This window comes from Saprospiraceae bacterium (assembly GCA_016713025.1).
Taxonomy (GTDB): domain Bacteria; phylum Bacteroidota; class Bacteroidia; order Chitinophagales; family Saprospiraceae; genus OLB9.
Genome location: JADJPZ010000004.1, coordinates 463201 through 486321, shown reverse-complemented (window position 1 = coordinate 486321; position 23121 = coordinate 463201). Strand labels below are relative to the sequence as shown.

The window sequence follows — 23121 nt, the reverse complement described above, 5'->3', positions numbered from 1 at the left end:
TCCTTTCTCCCTTTTCCTTTCTCCTTTTTCCTTTCTCCACGTTCCAAATTCCTTTCTCCTCGTTCCTTACTTAAAATCATATCATATTCCTGGCCTTGATCTCAAGATACTTATTGAGGGCATCTACTGTCAGATTTTGAGGCTTCGTGAGTATACACGTGATACCATATTTTTTTAGCTCCTGCACAATCAGCTTTTTCTCAAATAAAAACTTTTCAGCGATGACTTTATCATAAAGTTTGGCTTCTGTGTCTGCCACAACATCCGCCAATTGCTCCAATTCAGTATTTTGAAAAAAAATGATGATCAGCAGATGATTTTTGGAAATAGCTTTGAGGTAAGGCAGTTGTCGGCTGAGACCATCCAGCGTTTCAAAATTAGTAAACAGAAACAAAAGGCTGCGGTGTGTGATGTTTTTTTTGATGTCAGCATAGAGTCTGCCATAATCTGATTCAAAAAAATCCGTTTTTACATTGTACAGTGCTTCCATGATTCGTTCCTTTTGGGTGGCTTTTTTGTCAGCAACTACCCTGTTGTCCACTCTTTTGGAAAATGAAAAGAATCCTGCATAATCCTGTTTCCTTAGCACAACATTGGACAGGATGATAGTGGTATTGATCGCATAATCCAGCAGACTCAACCCGTCAAATGGCATTTTCATCACCCGGCCTTTATCGATAATACAATAGACTGACTGGGATCGTTCATCCTGATATTGATTGACCATTAGTTTGTTGCTCTTGGCTGTGGCCTTCCAGTTGACTGTCCTGAAGTCATCTCCCGGCACGTACTCTTTGATCTTTTCAAACTCCATAGTATGGCCAAGCTTCCTGATCTTTTTTAATCCATGCTGAAATATTTTATTGGAAAATGCCATAAGCTCAAATTTGCGAAGGTCAACTACGGATGGATAAACTGCCACTTCTTTTTTCAGATCAATGCTATACCTGCGTTTTACTAAGGACAATGGGGAAGCAGCATAAATATGAACATCTCCAAAATCTATCAGCCCTCTGAATGTCGGGCGCAGCTGATAGACATAGATCTCTGTACTACCGGCAGCAACAGCGCTTCTGATCTCAAAATCTCTCACCTGAAACTCCGGCGGCAGTTCATCAATGATTTCCGTACTTATTCTGAAACCGTAATGATTTGTAATTTTTAGCTCAATGGTATTTTGAGTGCCATTTGAAAATCTGTCAGATAAAATTCTTTGCGCTTCTACTCCTTTTTCAGACCTGAACAGCAATATGGTATCAAAAATAAAAAATAGCACCAACAAAAGCAGCATAATTTGAGCCGGGACAAATAATAACGGAATAAAAAAAGAAACTATAAAAACAAAAACCACAGCTATCCCTGCATAAAAAAAACGGGGTTGGATGTACAAGTGTTTATATAGTGTCTTTATGACTTGTGTCATGGTCATCGTGGTATTTCTACTGATTCGAGGATTTGTTTGATAATGAGCGATGTCGTGATGCCTTCCATTTCTTTTTCAGGAGAAACAATCAGTCTGTGATTGAGGACTGCGTATGCCACTTCTTTGATATCATCAGGCGTGACAAAATCTCTTCCTCTGATAGCGGCATGTGCTTTTGATGCATTGAGTATGGCTATAGAAGCCCTTGGAGATGCACCGAGATACAGCATAGGGTTTTGTCGGGTGCTGACCACGATGCCGGCGATATAGGTTATCATTTGCGGGTCCACTTTCACCTGTCTTACGAGTGACTGAAATTCCATGATTTCATTTGAACTGATGACCGGTGAGATATCGTCAAGTTTGGAACCTGAATACAAATTATTCTCTCGGGTGATGATTTCTATCTCTTCATCTTTAGCGGGATAGTCTATTTGTATCTTGATGAGAAACCTGTCCAGCTGTGCTTCAGGCAACCTGTAAGTACCTTCTTGCTCGATGGGGTTCTGAGTAGCCACGACAAGAAAAGGCAGTTCCATAGGATAGGTTGTTCCATCCATGGTGATCTGACGCTCTTCCATGACTTCAAATAGTGCTGCCTGAGTTTTTGCAGGAGCCCTGTTGATTTCGTCTATCAGTACTACATTTGCAAATATCGGTCCTTTACGGTACTCAAAATCCGCTTTTTTGACATCAAATACAAGCGTACCCAGGATGTCACTTGGCATCAGGTCAGGAGTGAATTGTATCCTGCTGAAATCGGTCTGTATGCACTTTGACAACAATTTGGCTGTGATTGTTTTTGCAACACCGGGCACACCTTCTAGGATGGTATGCCCATTGGCCAGAAGGGATATCAGCAACATATCCACCAGTTTTTCCTGTCCTACGATCACACGCGAAATTTCTCCTTTTATGGCTTCAATTTTTTCATGCAAACGGCTCATGTCCAGCCTGCTTTCAAAGTGTAATGACTCGTTCATGGTATTGTCTTCCATATTTTATGATTTATAAAAGTTTTCAAAAGTATCATTAAGTTGTTGTAAGTCGTGCGTGCTCCTGGCAAAATCAAAATTTCGTTGTTTATTGATCAGAAGCACGATTCTCTCTATGATTTTTATGTCTTTGCCGGATTTTATGTGCAGCATTTTGGCAAACTTTTCATCAAGCACATCAGTATGCAGATGATAATCTGTCCTGATTTTTTCAAGAAAATATATGATCTTTTTATCGATGATGTTTTTTATATCACCTTCCCGTCTGTAAAGATTACCTACAGTTTTTGCAAATTCCACTGATGTGTTTGCAGGAGGTGGCAGATCAGGAATGATGCGCTGACTCCTTCTGATGTTAAAAATAATGAAAGCCAGAAGCCCTGTAATGAGGAGATACCATGCCCATTTCAAAGGAGGCTGAGATAAAATAAATCTGAGTGGTGAATCAGAAATTACCCTGGAAGTTTGTTTGTGAAGTAACCATATGATATCCTGATTATAAGGGATGTGAGTGAGAACGGCTTCAGCATATTTATAATCATCACCTGTCATAAAATGGTAATTGGAAAAAGCGGCAGGCTCCAGGTGGATAAAAAAATGTCCTAGGCCCATCTTTACTTTAATAAAATTGGGTTGCACTACTTTATTGAACATTCTGTAGCCCAATACCTGACTTGAGGCGCTGTCATATGATATGAAGTACGATCCCGTGATAGTCCTTTGTCCGATGATTTTACTGCCTGCCGTACTGTCCTGCAGGTATATCTTAATATTTTCATGGTTTTTGTCAGATAAAGTTGAGTAAGGAATATTAAAAACTTCCAGTTTCAGTCTGTTCATCAGGGATTCAGAAAACGAGCCGGCACTCAGAAATACACTGTTTCCATTTTTCACGAAGGAACATAGGTTTTCGGTTTGTTTTTTATCAACATCAAAAGACATATTGATATTCATCATACAATAGTCATAGAGTACTGAATCTTCAAATACCCCTTCATAAAAGTAATCTTTCAGGTCATCTTTATAACGCTCGACATAAACATGAAAAAAGCTGTCTACCTCTTTGTCAAAGATATACAGGCCCAGGGGAATTTTGTCTTTTGTATTGTAAGTAGGGTTCCAGTTTAGTGGTTTTTTACCTGCGCTTCCAAAAAATATGGCTACCAGGATGAGTCCTGCCAAGATACTTATTATGGTGATTCTGTTCCGACTCATATCCTGATCAGTGATGATGTGTGATCAAATGCCTGGACTGCTACGCTTAGGTCCTTTTTTTGAAGTTCAAATCCGCCGTACCAAATGTGCTCATATATGTAAGACACGTAGGAGAATGACGACGATATATTTTTGTCCTTTATTTCATAATAATAATCTGAATTGGTCTTGTCCTTGTGGTATGATATGATATTTTTTTTGGCCAATTGTTGCAATAGGAGAAGATATCTGTACCGGACAGCCATCTTATAATCTTCATTTTGCATTGCTTTTTCATACAGCGTCTTGAAGTCGCCAGAAATGATGTCCTCAGCTTGTAATGGAAAGGTGATGACTCTTTTTTCATCTTTTTTATCAAAGAGCCAGTTTCCTTTTTTGCCCAGAAGGATACTTACTATGGCAAATACAACATAAATTATGACCAAAAATGCAAAAATCCTGAGAAACCATACCAGATATAAGCCCGCATTGGATGACCCGGATTTCTTCGCCCCGGATCCAAACAACCAGTCCAAAAATCTCTGAAAGGCATTTTTACTTTTTGGCTTGATTTCATAGTCAAATTCTGCTGACTCATACCGTCTTTTATAGTTTTCATCAAATTTTCTCACTTCCTCCTGCGCAGGTACCACATCATTTTCTTCATCAACAACGCCTAACTCCTCTTCAAAATCAGCAAATTGAGTGCTTAAAGTATCTTCCTGACCTATCATCATCAGAGAAGCCATCAAAAAAACCCAAATATGTATCGCCTGACATAGTTTGTTACTCATAAGTCTCAATTTTTTGGTGCTCATACCAAAATGGGTATATGAGATAATACCAGCTTATACATCCCAGCGTAAACAAGATGATGCCCACACTTACTGCATTTGGCATCACATTGGAAAACCTGGTGACAAAGCCCTCCAAAAATCCCGCAGAAATAGTAAATGGTATGGTACTGATCCAGATTTTTAAACCTTTTTTCATACTGCTTTTGAAGGACTGCAGTCTTGATTGGGTGCCGGGAAATAAAATACCAAATCCAAGAATCAATCCTGCCATGGCTTCAATCACTATAGCAAAAATCTCCATACTTCCATGTATCCAAATTCCTCTGACGCTTTCCCACAATACACCCTGCTGACCGAAAAAAGTCTGAAAGGCTCCAATCATGATGCCATTGTGAAGCATAATGTATGCCGTGCCCAAGCCTCCTGACACACCATATACAAAACACTTCAAGCCTACCATCAGATTATTCATAGTGATGCCTATGAATCCTCCCCAGTTGGACCCTGATTTGTACACTGCAACCGGATCTCCGCCTTTGATATTGTCTAATGTCATATCTACGTAGCCATCACCCAGGATCAGGCGTACAAATGAATCATCATACAAAGCCGATAATACCCCAAGGCTGACAAATAAAAAAAACAAGGAAAAAGCAAACAGAAGAAATTTTTTGTTTTCCCTTATAAGCATCGGAACTTCATTTTTGAAGAAAACAACAATTTGATTTTTATCTGCCCGTTTTGTCTTGTATATTTGCTGATAGACAGACGCTGCCAGGTGATTCAGGTAGATGACGGTTTTACTTTTTGGGTAGTATGTCTGTGCAAAAGCAAGGTCATTGATCAATTGAACATACAAACCGGCAAGTTCATCAGGATTTTTTTTAATTTTACCGCTGATAGCCTGCTCAAAAGTATGCCATTTTTCTTTGTTGCGTTTTATAAACAAAATTTCCCTCATAGGGTGTAAAAATAATACGAATGCCTGAAATAAGCATAAATACAACACAAAATGTCAATATTAATTTTACTGTAGCCAGTATAGGAGCACGTATCGGAGCTTATTTGACGGATGGAGCTGTCAAGTTTTGTTATCATCTGCTCCTACAGTGGACCGTACTTTCGGGTTTGTCTATTGACAGAGTCATCAAAGATGATTGGTCAATGATGGCTATTTATGTAGTGATGTATCTTCCAATGATGTTTTATACACTGGTGCAGGAATCCCTGATGGAAGGTCAGACCATCGGCAAAAAACTATTGGGAATAAAAGTTGTAAAAATTGACGGGTATCAGGCGTCTTTTTTTGACTACCTTATCAGGTGGGTGATGAGATTGGTAGATATGTCGGCATCTTTGTATATGGCAGGTATGATCAGCATGGCAATGTCCAAAAATCATCAGAGGTTGGGAGACCTTGCAGCCGGTACTGCTGTCATATCGCTCAAAAATAATATCAACATCAGCCATACAATACTTGAAAATCTTTCACAGGACTATCAGCCGGTATTTGCTCAGGTGGTCAGGTTTTCTGACAATGATATGCGCATCATCAAAGAAACATATCAGAATGCCATCAAAAATAATGATCTGAAAACCATAAGAAAACTGATCGATAAAATGGAAACGGTATCAGGAATCAAACAAGGTGCATTGTCGGATTCAAAATTTATCTCTACTATCATCAAAGATTACAATTATTATACTGGTAAATAGGCAAATTTGGCATATTTACACCACATTAAACAGTCCCTTATTGATGGGGTCATCATAAGTTAGAAGAGTCTCATGACTTTTTACTAGAGAAAAAAGCAAAAATAAAACCCCCTATCCTACCCTTTTTTCAACGTTTGACCTTAGAGTGTTTAAAATTTTATCATTTGGCACCAAGCGGCAAATTTAATTTTATCCAGCATTATATTTTTCGCCGTATTGTGTCAAGCTACGCTTGAACTTTCGGGACACTTCTATCCCGATCATGACATTTTTATTAAAAAACCGTCTTGAACGGCTATATTCAGTATTAGCTTCGAGCAGCTGCTCGCAGTTACTTCACACTTACTTCACACTTCGACTACGCTCACTGCAAAGCTTTATTGAGTAAACTATTTTACTCAATTCTCGTCTGTAGACGAGACCATTCAGTCATATTGTCCAAAATTAAATTTTCTCACTTTCGCTCAAACATAAAAATTTAAACATACTCTAAACAAATCTGCTTAAGAATTTGCTTGCTTTATTGCGGTGCAGCGGTTGGTTTCACTTTGGACGGATAAGATGGCATCCTGTCAAGTTTCGCCTGAATGTTGTTATCTCGTGTATTTGGCTGACCAACAATAACTAACATATCCTCTCTGATTTTCACATCAAATTCCTGTGGTTTGATGGCTGGATTATCGTCCAGCATCAGTAAAGTGGCTTTTTCCATATCATAATAATAATGTCCGCTTCCGCCTTTTTTGTCATATTTGCCATAGTCATAAGTAAGGTTTTCCTTAAAATCGATCCAGGCACCTCCTAATGAATCAGTAAATAAAGTTTTTGACTCTGTAACAAAACCTCCAAAAGCCCAAATATCCTTGTCCATAATGGTGTAAGACTTGTTACCGGACTCTTTTTTTCTGAATGCCAGTGTTTCTGATGCAGTCTTTCGCATGGCTTCCAACTCTACCGGAGCGATACCTGTCTGATTGAGAAGGATGTAAGCATCATTTATCGGTTCCTGCTTTGTATCTTTTCCTTTTCCAGGTGTATTATCAGTTTTGCATGCCATCAATGTAACTATAAAAAAAACTAAAATTACTAACAATGATCTCATATTTTAAAATTGTGTTTATTTTGTGAATTAATAAATGGAATAGCAAAATTAATGCTTGAAAGGTTTTTATCTTATATTCGGGAGAAAAAAATAGTAAGTCAGGACAAAAAAATATTACTTGCCGTATCTGGTGGACAGGATTCCATGGTGATGACGCATCTTTTCCATCAGGCAGGTTATGTTATTGCTTTGGCCCATATCAACCACAGATTAAGGGGAAAAGAATCGGACTTAGATGCCACTTTGGTCCGAAACTATGCAGAAAAATATAACATCCCATTTTTTCAGCTTGATATTGATCCGACTGAATTTAGTAGCGGCAATATGCAGGACAAAGCCAGAAAAATCAGATATGCATGGTTGTATCAACTTGCTGAAGAGCATCATTTTGACAAAATTGCTACCGCACATCACAAAGACGATATGGTAGAAACGTATTTTATCAATCTCATGAGAGGAAGTGGATTGTCCGGGCTGGATGGTATTGAAGCAATAAATGGAAAAATCATCCGCCCATTACTTTTTGCAACCAGAAAAGAAATTGAAGATTTCAGTACTGAAAACTCCGTAAATTACAGAGAAGACAGTAGTAATAAGAGCAATAAATATCTGAGAAACAAACTTCGAAACAATATTTTACCATCCATTTATGAAACAGATATAAGATCATACTCCGGCATCGTAAGAAGTATTGAAAATCTCAGCGATACGAAAAAATTACTTGATTTTTTAATAGAAAAGGTTTCGTCAGAAATTATTACTCATAAGCCAACTTATATTAGTATTCAATTAAATACATTCAACACGGATCCGATATACGTTCAGTGGCTTTTTCATTTGATAAAAACCTTTGGATTTAATATCGACCAAACTTCAGATATTATAAACAGCAAAACATCTTCCGGCAAGCGTTTTTTGACAGATAGCCATGAAGCTATCACCGACCGCGCCCAACTCATCATCCGTCGTAAAGGCCAGGTTTTCAATTTTGATAGGGAAATAATAATCCATAGTCTGCCATTTTCTCATGAATGGGCCGATCGCAAAATCATCATTTCGGAAGTATCTTTTGAAGGTAAAAGCATGCAGGATACACATAACACCTTATACCTTAATGCAGATCGATTGACCGGAAAGGTAATATTACGCGGTATTATGCCAGGTGATAAATTCAAACCTTCAGGTATGGGCGGAAAATCTCAGGTGCTAAGTGACTTTTTCACCAACCATAAAGTAAATCTCTTTGATAAGGAAAAACTGGTAGTGATGACACATGATCATGAAATCATCGCCATACCAGGCTTTAGGAAATCCGAAAGCGTTGTCATCAATCATAATACTAAAAAAATCTGGAAAATTGAGCTGATAAGACTGTCAAACATTGAAAGCATTCCATGCTAAAAGACCCATACCGACTTCAAGAGCACTTTCGTCAATATCAAATGTAGGTGTGTGTACCGGAGATGTTATCCCTTTTTCCGAATTTCCGGTGCCTAATCTGTAGAAACATGCAGGGATCACCTGAGAATAAAATGAAAAATCTTCAGATGTCATTCTGAGCGGGAGGTCAACAACATTTTCCACCCCAAGATAAGCCACCATCAATGTTTTTACAGAAGTGGATAAAGATGGCTCATTGATCAGACAAGGATATCCTTTGATGATATTGATATCACATTTTGCACCATAGGCTTTGCATACATCCTGTGCTATAGATGTGATCAGTCCGTGTGCCTGACACCGCCAATCTTCATCCATAGTCCGAAAAGTACCTTCAATTTTTATGGTATCCGGTATGATATTGGTAGCGCCTCCATCACTCTGAAACTTTCCAAAGCTGAGCACGGATGGTGTTGATGGATTATTACGTCGTGACACAATTTGCTGGAGACTTACGATCATCTGTGACGCCGCAAGTATGGTGTCTGTGCACTCATTTGGCATTCCACCATGACCTCCTTTTCCCGAAACTGTGATAAATATCTCATCAGCCGATGCCATGTAGAGCCCTGATCTGATTCCCACTTTTCCGGCTTGTAAAGATGGAAAAACGTGCTGTCCCAGGATCGCTGAAGGAACAGGATTTTCCAAGACTCCTTCCCTGATCATCATGGATGCACCACCAGGAAGTTTTTCTTCACCTGGTTGAAAGATACATCTGACAGAATGCGGAAGCTTGTCTTGTAATTTATGCAGAATTTTTACAGCACCCAATAAACAAGCCATGTGTACATCATGCCCACATGCGTGCATGACTCCATGATGCACTGATTTGTATGTGACTTCATTGGCTTCCATAATAGGAAGCGCATCCATATCTGCTCTGAGCGCTACTACTTTGTCAGAATTTGTACTACGGATTTCTGCCACAATTCCATTTCCTGCCCAATTTTTGGTATAAGGTATAACCAATTCATCCAATTGACCACAGATCCAGGCAGCTGTCTGTACCTCTTCAAAAGATAACTCAGGATGCATGTGGAGATGACGTCTTATATCCACCACTTCCGAACGCAGAGATGTTGCCAGGTTTTTTATTTCACTCAGAAGGGATGTATCCACATTCACCATTATTGCTTATGGCTGTAAAGGTAGGTATTATTTAGAAATTGATCTTTATTTGATTATCCAATTTGTTTATAACAAATTCGTCTTTTGTGTTTCTATTCAGGCAAAAATCTCAGCAGTTCGATCAGTTCCTTTTCTGACAGGTTTTCTTTTTCAGACTTGTCATAAATGGCAAGCAAATATACTGTTTCAGAAGAAATGAATATATTTGTAATTACTCTTGCACCTCCACTTTTACCTTTCCCCTTGGATGCGATAGATAGTCGAATTTTAAAACAATTGTTACCTAGATCGATACCCTGAATAGGGTTTTCTTCAAGGCTTTCAATTAAATTAAGGAATTCTTCTTTTAAAGACGGGTATTTTTTGCTTAAACGTTTTATTTGCTTATTAAAAGGCGGAATAGATAAAACATTATAACTCATTATACAATTCTCTTGCAGATTTAAGTTTTAGTTTACCTTTTCTGGCTAAAGCAAGATTATCAACAGCTTCTTTGATCTCATTTATAAGTAAAGTCTTTGATGGTTCTTCATCTGTTTCTATTTTTTTGACATAATGAAGGTTTTTTGCCAGCTCTATAAAATGGCTATATTCCTTATCAGTCGTATATATAGTTACTTGTCTCATCTTAATTTATTACTCGATCTTTTTAACATCAAAATATATTATTTAGTTCATATTTCAAATTTGAGAATCATTTTCCGTGATGGTCGAAGTCCTCGATCCAATACATTAAGAATGTATAATTCAATAACTTTTGACTAATAAAAAGTTGTCAATTCAAATCAAGTATAATTTTACAATGGATATAAGTAGGTATTAATTATTTAGAAATTGATCTTTATCTTATTATCCAATTTGACCATGAAGTCAAAAAGCTTTTCACCAAGAATTTCCCTTTGGATGTCCAGTGAAATGGATTCTTTTGCCCCATAACCACTGGCATTGAAATCAAAATGTCTGTTGTTGATTTGAAAAATGATCATAAAGAAAGCCATTGACAAAATTGTTATAGAAACTGTTTTCTTCCATTTAGTATTCCAAAAGGCCATAATAATGTTGATGGTGCATGAGACCAAAACTATCAAAAATATATCATAATTGTTCCACCACCACGTCTGTCCGGTACCACCAATCCACTCAGAAGAAGGCCAGAACAGATTGATACCACCCCAACTTCCCGAAGGCGTAGGTAAGTCTTTAAGTATATGTGCCAGATATCCACCTGAAAATGCCACAAAGGCATGATAGTTTACATTTGTTGATTTCTTGGCCATTATTGCATCCATTTTCATTACTGTCACATATAGCAATAGGTATACTACTATCGCTGCTATGGAGTGGAAAAAACCATGATGTGAGTACCAAAACTTACTGAAATATATCTCATGTCCGGCATGATTGAGATTAAATATTTTTCCAAAAGTATCATCAAATCCCGACCAAAGACTGATGGCGTCAATGTCCGGCAAACAACCTCCCAATGCTCCAACCAGAATGATGTTTATTTTTGCCTTGGTGCTAATTGCAGATGAAGCGACTGTAGCTCCAACTAAGACTCCCGACATGGTATGTGTAATGATGTCCAAAGTAATTGAATTATTAGTTTCATTAACGTAATGTCATCATTCGTCAGGTTCTATCAGACATTTTTTATCTATTTTAAGGCCTGTCCCCTATCCATGCCTTCCACTCTTTTGATTCCATCAGTTTTTTGTGCGCTTCCTGAATAGATATTAATTTTTTATTGGTCAATGTATAGACTTCTGCTTGTTGGTTGGTAGGCGGATGGTCTCCACTGGATACTAATAGCTCTTTTCCTATAGCAAGAAAACGCTCCAGAACATTCACAGGATTTCTAAAGTTATCTTGCCTTGCACCGGTCTGCTTCAAATCCAATAGTCCACTTTCTAATTGGTAGATTTGTTCTTCAAGATGAGTCAGGTCCTTTTTCTTTATGTCTGATTTTTCACTGGCTATGGCTTTGAGTAAAGCTGCCCTTTGTTTTTCCATATCTTCAATAAGCTTTGTGGTGACTTTAATGTCTCTGTTGAGTTTCACACCGAATTCGTATTGCTTTTTGATATCTTCTGTGCTGCTTGGTAAATTGGGATCTTTTTTGACTTCGACTATTTGTTCCTGTACTTTGTTGTCCGCAATATATTGTACTTTATACTTTCCTTCAGGTACCAAAGGTGCATTAAGACCCGGTTGCATATCTAAGTCCCAGGGATAGATAGGTCTTGTACCATCTTTGTCCAACTCCAGCCAATCATTGCCTCTTGGTTTGGTGCTCAGTCTGGGCAGTTTGGCTGCTTCTCCACGTAGATCCCAATTTGTTCTGAAAATACCGGATTTGTTTATAGCCGTATATTTTTTTATGGTATCTCCCGACATGTTTAAGACAACAATTTTTGCAGCTTTTGATAAAGTATCTTTTTGATAATAATTGATAGTCGCCCCGTAGGAAGGATTTTGACCTGAAAAATCACCTCCCTCAGCATGCGTACCTTGTAATCTTTGAAATCTATAGGCCGGTCTTATACCAAACAAATGATTAGATTTGTCTTTCACCTGGTTTGTCCACTCTCTGATAGGTGTCAAGTCATCCAGGATATAAAAACCACGTCCGTATGTGCCAATCACCAGGTCGCCAAAGTGCTTTTGAACCGCAATACCATATACAGGCGCCGGAGGGAGGTTATTTTTCAGCCGTGTCCATTTTTGACCATCATTGTGGGAAAAATACAAGCCATTGTCTGTGCCGGTATACAACAAACCTTTTAATGCGGGGTCTTCTTTGATCTGGAAAATGGTGGATAATTGATTTTGCGGAATATCACCCTTAATTTTTATCCAGGTAAGACCATTGTCTGTGGTTTTAAAAATGTATGATTTTGTATCACCTATATAATTGAGTCTGTATGATACATAGCAGGTTTTTGCATCAAAATGAGATGGCTCGATACAAGAAACCGAACCACCTTCCGGCAAACCGGATATGTTTTTAGTCACATTGATCCAGTTTTTGCCACCATCAGTGGTGACATGGAGCAAACCATCATTGGTACCTACCCAAAGCGTACCATCTGCCACAGGGGATTCAGCCATATTGAGTGTAGTACATCCATCCCAGGTATTGAGGTTATCATTGGCTATACCACCTGAATTGTCCATTTTGGAGGGATCGGCAGTCGTGAGGTCAGGGCTGATGATTTCCCACGATTGACCTCCGTTGGTAGTCCTGTGTATAAACTGGCTTCCTACCCACACGGTATTTCGTTGATGCTTAGAGATGACCATCGGAAAATTCCAGTGCCAGCGATATTTTACATCTGCAGGTTTCCAGCCGTACTGAGTTTCCGGCCATACCCTTACATCTCTTGCTATACCTGTATTCATATCCGTGACATCCAGTCCACCATCATAACAGCCAGACCAGATAATATTGGGTTGAAACGGATCGGCCTGAGCAAAACCTGACTCACATCCACCACAATTCTCCCAATGGCTGAGTGTGATACTTCCTGTCCTGCTGTTGGACGGACCACGATAAGAATATCCATCCTGCCTGTTGCCAAAAACATGGTACGGAATCATATTATCCACAGCCACATGATACATTTGTGCTACAGGTAGATTGATGTTTTGCCATGATTTCCCGCCATTCATGGACATATTCATACAGCCATCATGAGCTACCATTTGTCTGTTGGGATTTTTGGGGTCAAACCACATATCATGACAATCACCGCCCATCGCCCATGGACTTCCTTCCCCTTTTACCCAGGTTTTACCTCCATCTTTGGATTTCAGGATATTGACACAAATGGTATATACTTCATCGGCACTTCCGGTGGATACGCGTACCCTGGTGTAATAAGGTGCGCGTTGCGCCATAGAATGGTCTTTTTTGACCAATGTCCAGCTATTTCCGCCATTTTCGGTGCGATACAATCTGGGTTCCTTATCTTCTATGAGCGCATAAACGATGTTGGAGTTGGATGGTGCGATACAGACTGATGTTTTTCCGACAGGATGATTTTTACCAAACTCTATACCTTTGGTATTCATAGGTTCCCAGGTTTTGCCGGCATCTGTCGAGCGGTAGATACCACTGCCCTCTCCTCCGGACTTCAGTCCCCATGTTTTTATATCGGCCTGCCACATAGCAGCGAATAATATATCAGGGTTATTCAGGTCTATTTCAATCTCATTACATCCTGTATATTCATTGACAAAAAATACCTGTTGCCAGGTTTTGCCTCCATCTGTTGTTTTATACACACCTTTATCTTTCTGGGGTGCATGAGTATTACCCAATACGGCGGCATAAACAGTATTGGTATCTACCGGGTGTACGACTATTCTACCTATTCGGGCTGAATTTTCAAGTCCCATATGTTTCCATGTTTTGCCTGCATCAGATGATTTGTAGATACCGTTGCCATATTGATGTGCGGGTCGAATTACAAAAGTTTCCCCTGTACCGCACCATATTTGATTCTGATTGGAAGGCGCGATAGCCAATGAACCTATGGCTGCCACATCCTGATCGTCAAAGATGGGTTTCCAATTAAGCCCTCCATCTTCGGTCTTGAAGATACCACCTGATGCCGCCCCTACATAAGAGACCATGGGATTACCTACTTCACCTACAACAGCGATGGTTCTGTTGCCATCGACACCTATGTAACGGAATTTTAGATTATCAAAGGATTTGGAAGAGTTATCTTGGGAATAAATGAATGACGTAAACAAAATTAATGCGAAAAACAAATTCACGTATTTTGGCAAAGAAATATTCATACTACTGGAATTTTAAAAAAGGTAAAAAATATAAAAATACAAATGTAAATTGTAATGCGGTTTTACCAATTTTTTTATCACATTTATTCGGAAAAATTACTAATTTTGAGTTTGGGTTAGTTTGCATATCAAATTTTATTTTTACTTACCAATCCCGTAATTTTTAACCGCATCTTTATTCAATCCTGATTTTTGATGCTTAATACTACTTTGTCAACTTAGCTTTTACGTCATATAATCGATCAGATATTGTATTTAACCTAGGCTAAATAGCAAACATTAAATTAGAATATAAGAAGCGTGGCCGTTCCGGTACGCGGAGCGATTTAGCGGAACTAACCTTTTCCTGCCCGACTCCGTAGGCAGGCGGGTTGTTTACTTTTTTTGGTAATGAAAAAAAGTAAAAGCCAGTCGCGGCTTGAGCGACAAAGCCAGACAAATGAAGATAGTCCCATTATTAAGCTATAAATCATTTTTTAACTTGGTATTTACATTGTCATGGTTTTGAATGGGTGGCATAAAACAAATGAAGAAGTTTGAAACATTTTGGACTCAATTCTTAAGTTAACAAAGTAGAACTAATACGCTTATTTATGGATTTGAAAATTAAATTTCAAGGCTGATCAGCTATAGAAATGTTCATCTGAGCTGCGTCAGAAATCCGTACAAATCCTGATCCATTTCCAAACCGAGTTTTTTTCTAAGTCGTGACCTGCTGATATAAATACTTGAAGGCAGTACATTCATGAGAGCTGCCATTTCAAGAGATGACATTCCTGTTTTGATATATAGGCAGATCCTTTGGTCATGTGGAGTGATTTCAGGAAATTTTGATTTTAGGAGCTTCATGAATGCCTGGTTCAATTCGTCCATCTGCATCTCAAAAGTGTGATCTTCTACCTTTAAAAAATGTTCTAATTCGAGATCAATTTCATGAACTCTGTTTTTGATTTTAGCAGGATTTTGCTGAGCATCCGAAATTTTGGTCTTAATGAGTCCTATAAGGTGGTTTTTTTCGTCGAGTTCCCTTGATTTTATAATTATATCTTTAGTTTTGATTCGCAAAAGATTTTCCTGCAATGCGATGGTTTCATTATTTTTTTTGACTTCGTTCTGAATAGATTTCAGTAAGATTGTACTAGCATCATTTTGTTCCTTCCATTTTATCACTTCTCTATTTGTATTTGATAACTTGAAGTAGAGGACAAGCAACGCCGTTATCAGAATACATATTAAAATGATGTATAAAAATGCTGTCATTCAATCTTTTAAGTATTTCCCAAAATATTTGATTAATAAATTTTTTAAGTAGATCATTCAAATTTTTTCTTACTTGATATATTTCAATTTTTCATTTTTATCCCAAAGTCCCCAATAAGCCCCTACCTCACCTTCTGCACCTACTTTCCACGACTCGTCAAAAGATGAAAAATAAAACATTTCGATTCCTGCATCCATTGCCCATAACTGTGCATTGATAAAGTATTTCATCGCAGAAATCGGATCCGGAAAAGCGTTATTAGTATTTTCACCCTGGCTTGGCCATCCTGTTTCTGTAATGATGATTTTTTTATCGTTGGCTGCCTGTAACGTTTGCTGGTGCATATGATGAAGATGCCCTAATGAATCTTCAAAACTTGTACCTTCCCAAAATGGGTAATAATTGGTCAAAACGACATCGCAAACTTCTACCAACTCCGGATGCCTGCTAAACTCATAATAAGCATCTACATATCCTACAGTAATGTCAGGAACCTGAGTTTTTATCAGCTTTATGTGTTCTAGGAGTTCATCGAGGGTCAGGTCGTTTCTGTACAAAACTTCATTTCCAACTACTGCAATATCCACCAATCCATTTTGGCAAAGCGAAACAAGGTTTTTTAATTCTTGTTCATTTTTTCCTTTATCATTTCCTAACCATGCTCCAACCATGGTTTTCATTCCATGTTGCTTGGCTATTTCAGGGATGAGTTCGTTGCCTTCTGTTGTTGAAAATGATCTGACCCATTGTGCATGATGCCTTATAATTTCTATTCGTCTTTTTACCTGAGCTGCTGAAATGATGTCACCCGGTTTTTGTCCGTCTTCATAAAGACTAAAGCAAATACCATGAATTCCGCTATTCAGGATTTCCAGAAACAATGCATCAATGTCCTCCACACCCATATTTACCATAAACACATCATTGTGCTGATAAGGAAACCCTTGATAAGGAGCAATTTGTTCTGATCTGTAAGACATATATTAAGATAATTGGACAGTTTATTCTCCTTTTTTTTGGTCGAGCTGTGCTCTGATTTCATGACATTTTTCTTCTGACAAGTCGTAATCTCTCATCACATACATGGCTATGAGTGTACCTAATATGGGCACACCGGAATAAAAAGTCTTAATCCCGTGATAGCTTCTTCACTTTGTGAATCTGCACCAGGCACAAATCCTATGAGAGACATGATAGCTCCAGACAATAATCCTGCAATAGCAAAACCAAACTTGACCATCCACCAATAGATAGCTCCAAAAACACCTTCTCTTCGCTTCCCGGAGTGTAGTTCATCAAGATCACAAACATCTGCAGTCATAGACATCATCAATGTAAATAAACTTCCTATACCGAATGAAAAGAAGGGAAGTGCAAAAATGAACATATACGGCTTACCCGGAACAAATAGAAACCAAAGCAAAATATAGCCTATGATGGATATGCCCTGAGAAATGATAAAAGCTTTCTTTTTACCAGTCCTTTTTGAAAGTCTGGCCACGATAGGGATAACAACGAAAGTGGTGACCAGTGCACCTACACTACCAAATAGAGTAGGCCATATTCCTGCTTTAGCGGCATCACCATTAAAAAGATGATAGACTACTATAAAAAATGAAAAACTTGCTATAGTATTGAATGCATTGAAGATAAGAAAAGTAGAAATGCATAATTTTCTGAAAGGGGCAAAAGCAAAAGCTTCTTTGAAACTTATGACTATCTGCACCATCCCTGAACCCACTGTAGAAAATGTAAGCGGAGTTAAAGATGCATCATTTTTTGTTGATTCACTCTTAATAAATATGGCAGGAATCACGGCCAGAATCGTACAAAAAATACCTACCCAAATAGCGAGGGTCTGTGTAGCAGTATCGGCATTGGGAAACCAAGTCGGATCATACATGACCACCCATAACCAAGGGGCTAGTACCCACGCCCATTGGCCAATCCACTGAGCAATAGCCATAATATCTGTTCTTTCGTGAAAATCAGTACTCATTTCATAGCCCATCGCCACGTATGGCACGCTGAAAATGGTCAATCCTGTATAAAAAGCAATGGACCAAAGAAGAAAATAAATAAAATTGTAATTTACTCCATCTTCCCTGTAGAGCTGCCACATAATGATGAACGAAATACCCATAATGATAGCTCCTATAAACACATAATGCCGCCTCCTGCCCCAAATGGATTGTGTATTGTCAGAAATAAAACCCATGATAGGATCAGTGAGAGAGTCATACACTCTTGGGAGAAAGAATAAAATTCCCCACATCCACCCGGGGAATCCCAGGTCTTGTACGAGCACTACCATAAAGATACCTAAGGCCGCTGGAAACATTTGATTGGCTAGCATACCAAGGCCAAAAGCTACCTTTTGTGTCATCGGTACTGTACTGGATTTGTTGTGATTGGTACTCATCGTAATGTGGCTTGTTTTGTTGTGACTTTAAGATAATGGTTTGTATGACTTTCCTATTTATAAACTTTGATGGATTCTACTGTTTTAGGAATTTTTACTGAATCCCACATGAGTTTTTCGTCACCATTAAAAGTCTTTGAAATTGGTTTTCCATCACGGGTCAATCCTTTAAATACCCCTTTGTCCACAAGGTCCCAAATGGCATATTTTGCCTGAGATTTCAAATTGATAAGACCAAAATGATTTTCTGACCCGGATGGATTTGCTGCATCTTTCCATTGCTCATCAAAAGCTTCAAAATAAAAACATGTCACCTTATTTGTATCACTCCAATCTCTCATAAGTTTGTAATATTTTGCGGATTTATACTCATCTGTGGCTTTGGATCCTGTGTCTCCATAGTGTTCACTGGATTGAGTAGCCCAACCTGTTTCGCCCAAATGTACCGGCTTGTTGATACCCAATGATTTCATATACCTGACAACATTCTGGTATTGATGTATGGCATAATCTCTGGCTCGCAACATGGTAGCATCTACCTTCTCTCTATCAGACAATGATGATTCTGAAGTTTTTACTCCCCAGAAATCCGGGTGATAGTGCGTATCGTGCATAGGATAAGTATGCAAAGAAATATAATCTACAGCTTGAATCAACTTTTTCAGGTCATCAATATGATAATCATCGCTACCACCACCCCACGATGCAAAATTGTCTGAACTGGTGATCCACAAATCTTTGGGAAGTTTACCTTGTTTTTTAAAGTCCTGCAGATGATTGACCCACTTAAGGATAATCCAAGGTTGAACATAGTAACTTGAAGCCCATTTGACCATAGCTTCATTACCAATTGCAAAGACTTTTACTATTTCAGGATATTGGTTGGTCAATTCAATGGCCCTTTGAATTTCTATTTCATTATTTTCACTTTCCTGATTGTGGTCAACAGGAAGGTGGGACCAGGCATTTTTACAATCGATCCATGCACCCAGCATCACATACATTTCAAAATGGGGATTTTCAGTTTTCATTTCCCTGATGGCTCTCAGGAGATTGCTTGCTTCAGCAAGATGGACATTGTAGGTGCGCAGGATTCGGAAACCCATAGCATACATGATCTTTAAATCTTCCTTCAACTCTGAAATGGTCGGTTGGATATCTCTGCTCTTTTGGCGGTAACCTCCATAACTGATTGCCTGATAATGAGGGTTACCCAATATTTGTTCAGCCGTCATACTTTCTGATCTATTTTTTACTTTTTGTGTTACATTACAAGACAGTATTAAAAAAACTGTCAACAATACTGAATATATTGGCTTCATATTTATATAGCATTAGATTTATCAGCGTAATGATAATTTATTTTAGAGATATTTTATCTATTAAAAGTTTTATTTTTTCTATCTTACCTTGCCTTTTAAAAATGGAGTTGCTATCCTCATGATTCAAAGCTTGACCGGTAAAAGTTGAAATTTGTCCATTCTGATACCGAATTTCTATTCCATTGGTATCACTAACTTCGTAAATCACAGGTACCTGACAATATGTAAAATATAATTGATCTTTCATGATTTCTATTGTCTTATCTTTTCCACTTAAGTCCTTGTAGCATGCAGTTTTAACATCATTGAGAAATTCTGAACTTCTTAACAATGTCAGATTAAATTTTAAATGCCCATTTTCTATTTCAATTCCCAATTCTCCATATCTAGACAACAAATCTTCTTTTACCTGACCGGTCATACCTGGTTGTTGCGCTCCTTTGTGCATTGGGGTATGTGAATACGGGTCAGTAGGAAATGCACCATAAAGTTTTGGATTTTTATGTACCCCAATACCTGCCTGTATTTCATAATAATGGTCAAATAACCCGCCGATGATATCATTGTTCTCCTTAGACTTGATGGCTCCAAGAATATTTTCCTGAACTGCCAGCAGTAATTTAGACACCATATGCCAGTAAATGGAACCCAAACCTTCATATCCGTAAAAAGTACCTGATCTCCCGGTAAATGCTTTATGGTGGAATACTTTTTCGAATATATTTTGTAATTGTGCACCTTCCTTTTTGATTAAATCTGTATAGTCATCATTTTCTATCCGATCTAAAGCATTTTTCAGATCACCTGCATTTTTGAAGTTGCCATTGAAATGATATTGACCCCGGATATCTTTCTCTACTATGGAAGTGTTTTTTTCCAATACCATTCTCTGTATCAGTGCAGAAACTTCTGCATCCTTGGCAGGAATCCTATTTTTCTCCAAAAAACCAGGTAGCTTTTTGTTAGGATAGAGAATATAACTGTATTGGTCAGCCCTGAAAAGAGCACTTTGTTTCATGCCATCAAGTACTGCCAAAGATTGTTGACCATCGAGATAACCAGAGCTAAGGACAGCTACCTGCCCTTCAAGCATTTCATCAAGATGTGATATGGTGACCCCGCTTTCAGTATAAGTCATCAGATTGTAAGCATGATACAGCCCATCTGTTCTTTGGTTGCAACAAATCGTATGTTCCACAAAGTCGATACTTACTCTTACAAAACGTCTAAGGCCTTCCATGGATGCTGTTCTTTTTTTGCCCCAAAAGCCTGATTTATATATTTGAGATCTGTAATTAGAAGCAGCTCTGCCGAGTTTATCAAGAATGATCTTTCGATCTTTATCACTGAAAGAACCCTTAAGCAGAGATTGGTGGACTTCTAAGGTCTCACGTACACTGTGATAAAATTCAATCAGTTCATTGGACAATTTTACATTTTCCATATCAGATTGATCAAGGGCGTCTTTGAGAAAAACCAAAAATCTTCTCAAGTAATATTGAGTGACCATAGATACCCCATTGCCTACCAAGGCATTATTGGCATCATTCCACTCCGGGCGTTGAGTATTTAACCAAATACCACCTTCAGGGATAAAATTGGACATTTTTGCAAGTAACGTTGCCAATAATTTTTCAATAAGATTGACGTGATAAATGCTGTCTTCGTTACTTCTGAGTAATGCTCCGTCTGCTCCGATATTGTTTCGTTGCTCCCTCAGCCTAATATTCCAATGATGATCAAAATCTATGGTATCCTTAGGGTTGGCTGTAATATCTTCATATGGTTTTATAATGTAAGGAACTCCTGCGTAAACAAACCAGTCTTTATCAAAATAGGATTGTAAACCTCCGGGTTTAAATTTATGAATGATTTCCAAAAATTTCTGCAGATAGATGATCTGATGATCTCCCCAATATCCGATGTAGGACCAAGGGTCATCGGGTTCTATAGTTTCCCAATCAAAACCATCTTTAGTCACCCTGTATGGATTATATCCATCAAAAGTAGATGCATTGACAAATTTGAAGATCATACCATCGATATACTCCGGATATGAATAAGCAAGAGCTTCCCAATTCTGAAATATATCTCTCCAGTTGCCTTCATAATCCAGGATTTTATCACCTGTGTTTTCGTCACGCAGATTGATCGAAAATCTGTTCCATGGTCGGCTTGGGTCACCGTGACGTCTGCTGAATTTTAGAGGTAAATATTCTATTGTCAGCCTGATAAAGTCTTCATCTTCTGTTTCTCTGGCTGCATTGATCAGTGAATCATACTCAGAAACAGCATTCATGGATTGCAATAATTGCTGATGCCTTTGATGTACCTCTTTATTTCCATTTTGGATATACTTTTCAAAATCTCTTTTATCAATATTATACCCGTCATCAAAAATCCCGCCTCTCATGATGTTAAAGAGCACATTGGCGTAGTTTCGGCAATCCTGAAGCACGTCGTTCGTGTGATGAATACCATCTGATGCAGCAACAAGTTGTATCAGGTTGTGGGTTCCTTTCACCATATCTGCTTCAATTTTTTCTTTCAAATCAGGTGTGGACTGAATATCAGCAATGATTTTTACTATCTGGCTATGGTTTTTGTTTACATCAGCCACAAATTGCCATGAAAGGTTTTCTCCGGCACTTAAAACCACTTTTTTTGAAATAAAATATGCACCCTTTTCGCCTTTTTTGTCAGTTTCAGGTTTTATGCCATCTCCATTTCTAAATGTATCCAGCTGAAGTGATGACATCAGATAGGTAACATCCTTTAAACCATGAGACCAAACGATATTTGCCTTCAACGCTTCGCTTGGTTCAGCTTTATCTACTATGATAGCGCTCAAAGCAAAGATGCCTAATCCGGAAGATGGATGAAGCTCACTTCGTTTATATGCATCTACCAAATGACTGCTGGCTCTCTGCAAGTCACTGGTCACGCCATAAGGCATGATGTTTTGGATGCCATCCAATATTATTATCTCAAGACTTTGTTGACCATTCTGGATCAGCGAAGAAGATTTAATAAAACCAAATTGATCACTTGAAGCCCAGGAATATCTGAAAGTAAGGTTGAAGTCCGTCAGGATTTCTTCAAATATTATCTTATTGCCATAGATACTTTTGTAGATATTGTTTTTTAGATTCAGATTATATTTGTTTCTATTTGAAAATGGTTCCCAAATGACTTTCTCCTCTCTTTTTCCAATCTGAAAAATGGTTTTGCTTCCGGTAATATCTGCAAACTCGGTGATTTTGTCATCTGTATAATAAGGAAAAAGTGCATACTCAGCATTTTTTCGACCTGCCGACAGACCTCCATTGCTCGAGATGAACATCCAATGATCAGAATCACTCACTATGCTCATAAAGAAAGGGCGCAGCAGATTATTATTAGATATCTTTAGAAATTGTTCATCACCAAATTCTTCAAATGTAAGCAAAATCTGTTCATTCATATCTCTAATATTTGATCTATTGATATTTTTAAATTGATATATTTTG

17 protein-coding genes and 1 pseudogene are annotated in these 23121 nt (G+C 38.2%); 2 read left to right on the top strand and 16 right to left on the bottom strand.

What is annotated here, in order from left to right; all coding sequences use genetic code 11:
• Positions 1-76: 76 nt before the first annotated feature.
• The 5 genes from IPK35_08465 to IPK35_08445 are packed head-to-tail and all read right to left on the bottom strand — an operon-like array spanning position 77 to position 5370.
• Positions 77-1423: a DUF58 domain-containing protein gene (locus tag IPK35_08465; protein ID MBK8053287.1), complete on the bottom strand. Its 1347-nt coding sequence runs from the start codon at positions 1421-1423 to the stop codon at positions 77-79.
• A gap of 2 nt (positions 1424-1425) precedes the next feature.
• Entirely contained in the window at positions 1426-2421 is a 996-nt protein-coding gene (locus tag IPK35_08460) for a MoxR family ATPase (protein MBK8053286.1), read from the bottom strand.
• Positions 2422-2424: 3 nt separating this feature from the next.
• Positions 2425-3633, bottom strand: a complete 1209-nt coding sequence (locus tag IPK35_08455; GenBank protein ID MBK8053285.1) for a DUF4350 domain-containing protein — start codon at positions 3631-3633, stop codon at positions 2425-2427.
• Entirely contained in the window at positions 3630-4406 is a 777-nt protein-coding gene (locus IPK35_08450) for a hypothetical protein (protein ID MBK8053284.1), read from the bottom strand. Before IPK35_08450 ends, IPK35_08455 begins: the two co-directional genes overlap by 4 nt.
• Entirely contained in the window at positions 4399-5370 is a 972-nt protein-coding gene (locus tag IPK35_08445; protein MBK8053283.1) for a stage II sporulation protein M, read from the bottom strand. Before IPK35_08445 ends, IPK35_08450 begins: the two co-directional genes overlap by 8 nt.
• A 20-nt stretch (positions 5371-5390) precedes the next feature.
• Here IPK35_08445 and IPK35_08440 point away from each other — a divergent pair, with 20 nt between their 5' ends.
• Positions 5391-6125, top strand: coding sequence for an RDD family protein (locus IPK35_08440; protein ID MBK8053282.1), 735 nt, complete (start codon positions 5391-5393; stop codon positions 6123-6125).
• 520 nt (positions 6126-6645) lie between these two features.
• Here the strand turns inward: IPK35_08440 and IPK35_08435 are convergent.
• Positions 6646-7227, bottom strand: coding sequence for a hypothetical protein (locus IPK35_08435; GenBank protein MBK8053281.1), 582 nt, complete (start codon positions 7225-7227; stop codon positions 6646-6648).
• A gap of 51 nt (positions 7228-7278) precedes the next feature.
• Between IPK35_08435 and tilS the strand changes: the two genes are divergently transcribed.
• Positions 7279-8628, top strand: a complete 1350-nt coding sequence (tilS, locus tag IPK35_08430) for a tRNA lysidine(34) synthetase TilS (GenBank protein MBK8053280.1) — start codon at positions 7279-7281, stop codon at positions 8626-8628.
• Here the strand turns inward: tilS and IPK35_08425 are convergent.
• From IPK35_08425 to IPK35_08380, 10 genes and pseudogenes are all read right to left on the bottom strand, one after another.
• The gene (locus IPK35_08425; protein MBK8053279.1) at positions 8602-9798 is read right to left on the bottom strand and encodes an amidohydrolase; all 1197 of its coding nucleotides are present in this window, start codon (positions 9796-9798) and stop codon (positions 8602-8604) included. The genes tilS and IPK35_08425 overlap by 27 nt on opposite strands.
• A 92-nt stretch (positions 9799-9890) precedes the next feature.
• Positions 9891-10220 (bottom strand): type II toxin-antitoxin system RelE/ParE family toxin, encoded by a 330-nt coding sequence (locus IPK35_08420; GenBank protein MBK8053278.1) that lies wholly within the window; start codon positions 10218-10220, stop codon positions 9891-9893.
• Complete coding sequence (locus IPK35_08415) at positions 10210-10425, bottom strand: hypothetical protein (GenBank protein MBK8053277.1); 216 nt, start codon at positions 10423-10425, stop codon at positions 10210-10212. Before IPK35_08415 ends, IPK35_08420 begins: the two co-directional genes overlap by 11 nt.
• A gap of 200 nt (positions 10426-10625) precedes the next feature.
• Positions 10626-11387, bottom strand: coding sequence for a metal-dependent hydrolase (locus IPK35_08410; protein ID MBK8053276.1), 762 nt, complete (start codon positions 11385-11387; stop codon positions 10626-10628).
• Between the two features lie 73 nt (positions 11388-11460).
• Positions 11461-14562 (bottom strand): glycosyl hydrolase, encoded by a 3102-nt coding sequence (locus IPK35_08405; GenBank protein ID MBK8053275.1) that lies wholly within the window; start codon positions 14560-14562, stop codon positions 11461-11463.
• 684 nt (positions 14563-15246) lie between these two features.
• Positions 15247-15867, bottom strand: coding sequence for a hypothetical protein (locus IPK35_08400; GenBank protein MBK8053274.1), 621 nt, complete (start codon positions 15865-15867; stop codon positions 15247-15249).
• Positions 15868-15936: 69 nt separating this feature from the next.
• Positions 15937-16782 carry a glycosyl hydrolase gene (locus IPK35_08395; protein MBK8053273.1) on the bottom strand — a complete coding sequence of 282 codons (846 nt, stop codon included), beginning with the start codon at positions 16780-16782 and terminating at the stop codon, positions 15937-15939.
• Positions 16783-16869: 87 nt separating this feature from the next.
• Positions 16870-18254, bottom strand: a pseudogene (locus IPK35_08390) (MFS transporter).
• A gap of 89 nt (positions 18255-18343) precedes the next feature.
• Positions 18344-19612, bottom strand: a complete 1269-nt coding sequence (locus IPK35_08385; GenBank protein MBK8053272.1) for a glycosyl hydrolase family 17 — start codon at positions 19610-19612, stop codon at positions 18344-18346.
• A 37-nt stretch (positions 19613-19649) separates the two neighbouring features.
• A complete protein-coding gene (locus IPK35_08380; GenBank protein MBK8053271.1) occupies positions 19650-23075 on the bottom strand; it encodes a hypothetical protein in 3426 nt (1141 codons plus the stop codon).
• Positions 23076-23121: the final 46 nt, after the last annotated feature.

What these genes read in the sequence shown, in the direction of transcription:
- IPK35_08465 (MBK8053287.1), bottom strand. Translation starts at nt 1,423, where the DNA reads ATGACACAAGTCATAAAGACACTATATAAACACTTGTACATCCAACCC.
- IPK35_08460 (MBK8053286.1), bottom strand. Translation starts at nt 2,421, where the DNA reads ATGGAAGACAATACCATGAACGAGTCATTACACTTTGAAAGCAGGCTG.
- IPK35_08455 (MBK8053285.1), bottom strand. Translation starts at nt 3,633, where the DNA reads ATGAGTCGGAACAGAATCACCATAATAAGTATCTTGGCAGGACTCATC.
- IPK35_08450 (MBK8053284.1), bottom strand. Translation starts at nt 4,406, where the DNA reads ATGAGTAACAAACTATGTCAGGCGATACATATTTGGGTTTTTTTGATG.
- IPK35_08445 (MBK8053283.1), bottom strand. Translation starts at nt 5,370, where the DNA reads ATGAGGGAAATTTTGTTTATAAAACGCAACAAAGAAAAATGGCATACT.
- IPK35_08440 (MBK8053282.1), top strand. Translation starts at nt 5,391, where the DNA reads ATGCCTGAAATAAGCATAAATACAACACAAAATGTCAATATTAATTTT.
- IPK35_08435 (MBK8053281.1), bottom strand. Translation starts at nt 7,227, where the DNA reads ATGAGATCATTGTTAGTAATTTTAGTTTTTTTTATAGTTACATTGATG.
- tilS (MBK8053280.1), top strand. Translation starts at nt 7,279, where the DNA reads ATGCTTGAAAGGTTTTTATCTTATATTCGGGAGAAAAAAATAGTAAGT.
- IPK35_08425 (MBK8053279.1), bottom strand. Translation starts at nt 9,798, where the DNA reads ATGGTGAATGTGGATACATCCCTTCTGAGTGAAATAAAAAACCTGGCA.
- IPK35_08420 (MBK8053278.1), bottom strand. Translation starts at nt 10,220, where the DNA reads ATGAGTTATAATGTTTTATCTATTCCGCCTTTTAATAAGCAAATAAAA.
- IPK35_08415 (MBK8053277.1), bottom strand. Translation starts at nt 10,425, where the DNA reads ATGAGACAAGTAACTATATATACGACTGATAAGGAATATAGCCATTTT.
- IPK35_08400 (MBK8053274.1), bottom strand. Translation starts at nt 15,867, where the DNA reads ATGACAGCATTTTTATACATCATTTTAATATGTATTCTGATAACGGCG.
- IPK35_08395 (MBK8053273.1), bottom strand. Translation starts at nt 16,782, where the DNA reads ATGGTAAATATGGGTGTGGAGGACATTGATGCATTGTTTCTGGAAATC.
- IPK35_08385 (MBK8053272.1), bottom strand. Translation starts at nt 19,612, where the DNA reads ATGAAGCCAATATATTCAGTATTGTTGACAGTTTTTTTAATACTGTCT.
- IPK35_08380 (MBK8053271.1), bottom strand. Translation starts at nt 23,075, where the DNA reads ATGAATGAACAGATTTTGCTTACATTTGAAGAATTTGGTGATGAACAA.